Raw genomic sequence first — 3596 nt, forward strand, 5'->3', positions numbered from 1 at the left:
CGACGGCGGTGTCGCTGCCGCCCGCGTCCACCGCCCACAGCGGGCTCGCCCGGAGGCCGGAGTCGTCGAGCAGGCTCATCGCAGCCTCACCAGCGCGGCGCGGACCTCGTCCTCGGTGACGTCCTCGGCGATCACCGTGGCGCCCAGCTCGACCGGCAGCACGAAGCGCAGGCTGCCGTCGCGGATCTGGCGGATCTTCAGCAGCGCCGCCACCACGTCGTCCACCCCCGGCACCGCGCCCAGCTCCTCCAGCGCGACCGGCAGGCCGAGGCGGCGGATGAGGGCGGTGATCCGGTCGGCGACCTCGGGCACGACCAGGCCGCGCGCCCGCGCCACGTCCACCGCGACGACCATGCCGAACGCGACGGCCTCGCCGTGCAGCACCGGGCCGTAGTTCGTGACGGTCTCGACGGCGTGGCCGGTGGTGTGGCCGAAGTTCAGCGGTCGGCGCAGGTCGATCTCGTACGGGTCGCGGCCGACGAGCTTGGTCTTGATGGCGCCCGCCGCGTGCACGAGCACGTCGATGGCGGGCGAGGCGCAGGCCAGCAGGTCGTCGGCGTTGGCCTCGATGTAGTCGAACAGCTCGGGCGAGGCGATGACGGCCTTCTTGACCACCTCGGCCAGCCCGGAGCGGATCTGCCTGGTGTCCAGGGTGCGCAGGTGCTCCAGGCAGGAGATGACGGCCTTGGGCTGGTAGAAGGCGCCGACGAGGTTCTTGGCCTCGCTGTGGTCCACGGCGACCTTGCCGCCGATGCCCGCGTCGACCTGGGCGAGCAGGGTGGTCGGCATGTTGAGGTACGGGACGCCGCGCATGTAGGCGCTGGCGACGAAGCCGACGGTGTCGACCACGACGCCGCCGCCGAGCGCGATGACCACGTCGCGGCGGGCCAGGTCCACCTCGGCGAGCCAGTCGATCAGCTCGAACGCGGTGGTGAGGGACTTGGACTTCTCACCGGCGCGGATCGCGGTGCGGCCGATGAGCTGGCCGCGCGCCGCCAGCTCGGCGCTGATCCGGCCCTCGTGCAGGTCGGCGACGACGTCGTCGGGGATGACGACGGCGCGGCGACCGTCCAGCTCGGTCAGCAGCGCGTCGACCGCGCGGTCCACGTCGGGGAGGACGTGGATGCGGTAGTCGTCGTCGCGGGTGACGTGGACGTCGACCTGGTCGAGGTTGCCGGGAAGGGGGATGTTGTCGTGGATCCGGTAACCAGCGGGACTGTCCATACGCTCCTCCGGGGATCGCCTGAGAAGGGGACGTGTTGGCACCTCGACCATCTCAGAGTTACGTTGGGGCCACAAATCCGTAACGTTACGTGGTCAATCGGGGGTTACCGGGTGCCTGTAACCGCACAACGTCGTTCCTCGTCGCTCGGGCTGATCGCGGCGGCGGCCAGCTGGGGATTGTTCTGGGGTGGATGGGCTGCCCTGCTGCCGGACTTGAAAACCGCCGTGGGCGTGGATGACGCGGAATTCGGGCTGGTCCTGTTCGGGATCCCGATGGGAGCGCTCGCCGGGATGGTGCTGACGGCGCCGCTGGCGCGGGCGTTGCGGCAGTGGACGCTGCCGGTGGTGCTGGTGGCCTTCGCGGTGGCCTGCGCGCTGCCGGGGTTGGCGTCGGGGGCGCTCGCGTTCGGGGCGGCGCTGGCGGCGGTGGGGGCGACGTCCGGGGCGATCGAGGTGGCGCTGAACAGCACCGTCGCGGCGCACGAGGCTCGGGACGGGACGCGGTTGTTCAACCGGGTGCACGCGGCGACGCCGTTGGCGATGGTGCTGGCGGCGCCCGCGGTGGGGTTCGCGCGGTCGCAGGGGGTTGCGCCGTTGCCGGTGCTGGTGGTGGTTTCGGTGCTGGTGCTGGTGAGTGCGGGGTTGGCGGTGGATCGGGGCGGGTGGTCCGGGGGTTCGGGGTCTGGGTCTGGGGCTTCGGGGTCTGGTTCGGGGTCTGGCGCCGGTTCGGGGCGGCGGTTGCCTGCACCGGGGTTGCTGGCGTTCGGGTTGCTGGCGGCGGTGGTGCTGTTCCTGGAGAACGCGGTCGAGCAGTGGGGGGCGCTGCACCTGGAGCAGGGCATGGGCACCGGTCCGCTGCTGGGGAGCGCGGCGCCTGCGTGCTACATGGCCGGGCTCGCGGTGGGGCGGATGGTGGCGCAGTGGCGCGGTGACCGGGTTTCCGGGCGGGTGCTGGTGATGGGTGGCGGGGTGCTCGCGGCGATCGGCATCGGGGTGGCGTCGCTGGCGGCGGCGCTGGAGCTGTCACCGCTGCTGGCGCTGGCCGGGTTCGCGCTGGCGGGGGTGGGGATGGCGCCCGCGGTGCCGACGCTGATGGGGCTGGCCGGGTCGTCGGTGGACGACGAGCGGCGGCCGGGGGCGATCGCGACGGTGACGACGGTGTCGTACCTGGGGTTCTTGGGGAGCCCGCCGCTGGTGGGGTTGTTGGCGGGCGGGATCGGGTTGACGGCGGCGTTGGGGGTGTTGGCCTGCGGGGGGTTGGTGGTCGCGGTGGCTTCGGTGGTGGTGCGGGAGCCGGGTGGGGGGCGTGGGGAGCGGGTTGGTGGGGATGGAGTTGGCGGTGGGGGGTCGGCGGACGTGGCCAGGTGAGTGGACGTGGCTGAGTGGGTGGGCGCGGCTGAGTGAGCGGGCGCGGCCGGATGAGCGGACGCGGCCGGATGAGCGGGCCGGATGTGGTTGGCGGGCACGGCTGGCAGGTGGTGCGGCGGGCGAACGGACCGTTCACCACAGGGGCAGGCGGCTCGCAGCGCGCGGCTGGCCGACAGTGGCTCGGCAAGGCGAGCGCGAAAGGGCAAGTCCCACTCGGTGAACGGACCATTCACCGAGTGGGACGGGCGGCCTGTGGCGAGCAGGTGCCTGGCAGTTGTCCGGCAGGAGCGGTAGGGGCCCAGCAGTTGCCTGGCGGCGGTCCAGCAGTTGCCTGGCAGAGGACCCGGCAGGAGTAGTAGGCCCGGCAGGAGCGGCGAAGAGGCGATCCCATTCGGTGAACGGACCGTTCAACGAATGGGAAAGGTGCTCTGCGGTGAGCAGCTGACCGATTGCAGCTCGGTGGGAAGCGGCGCGAAGGTTGGGCGGCGCGGTGCGTGAACGGCGCGGCAAGTGAGCGGCGCGGTACGTGAGCGGCGAGGCAGGCGAGCGGCGCGGTACGTGAGCGGCGAGGGAGTGGCCTGGTGGGTGAGCAGCTGAGGAATGGTCCGGCGGGTGAGCGGGCCGTTTGCCGAGCATGAGTGAACGGACCATTCACTAAGTGGACGGGCGGCCTGTGGCGAGTGGGTGGTCGGCGGTGGCTCAGCGAGGTGGGCGGCGAAGAGGTGGTGCGGTGGGTGAACGGACCGTTCACCAGATGGGCGGGCGGCTCGTGGCGAGTGGTTGGCAGCGGCGCGACGCCGCGGGCTGGCAGCGGCGCGACACGGCGGGCGGGCGGCGAAAAGGCAGCCGAGCAAGTGAGCGGGCTGTTCGCCGTGAGTGAGTGGTCCGTTCATCGGGTGCGAGTGAACGGACCGTTCATCAGGTTCTCAAGTGAGTGAGCCGGTCGTTAGGCGCGAGTGAAGGGACCGATCGTCAGGCGCGAGTGAGTGACCCGTTCGTCGGGT

2 protein-coding genes are annotated in these 3596 nt (G+C 71.9%); one reads left to right on the forward strand and one right to left on the reverse strand.

The window, feature by feature from the left end; all coding sequences use genetic code 11:
• Positions 1-75: 75 nt before the first annotated feature.
• A complete protein-coding gene (gene aroB / locus ACTUAL_RS11815; RefSeq protein WP_440900269.1) occupies positions 76-1224 on the reverse strand; it encodes a 3-dehydroquinate synthase in 1149 nt (382 codons plus the stop codon).
• Positions 1225-1455: 231 nt separating this feature from the next.
• Between aroB and ACTUAL_RS11820 the strand changes: the two genes are divergently transcribed.
• Entirely contained in the window at positions 1456-2592 is a 1137-nt protein-coding gene (locus ACTUAL_RS11820; protein WP_440900270.1) for an MFS transporter, read from the forward strand.
• Positions 2593-3596: the final 1004 nt, after the last annotated feature.

It is taken from the genome of Actinosynnema sp. (genome assembly GCF_052038725.1).

Excerpts from the sequence above, each read along its gene's own strand:
- aroB (WP_440900269.1), bottom strand. The coding sequence starts at position 1,224 with ATGGACAGTCCCGCTGGTTACCGGATCCACGACAACATCCCCCTTCCC.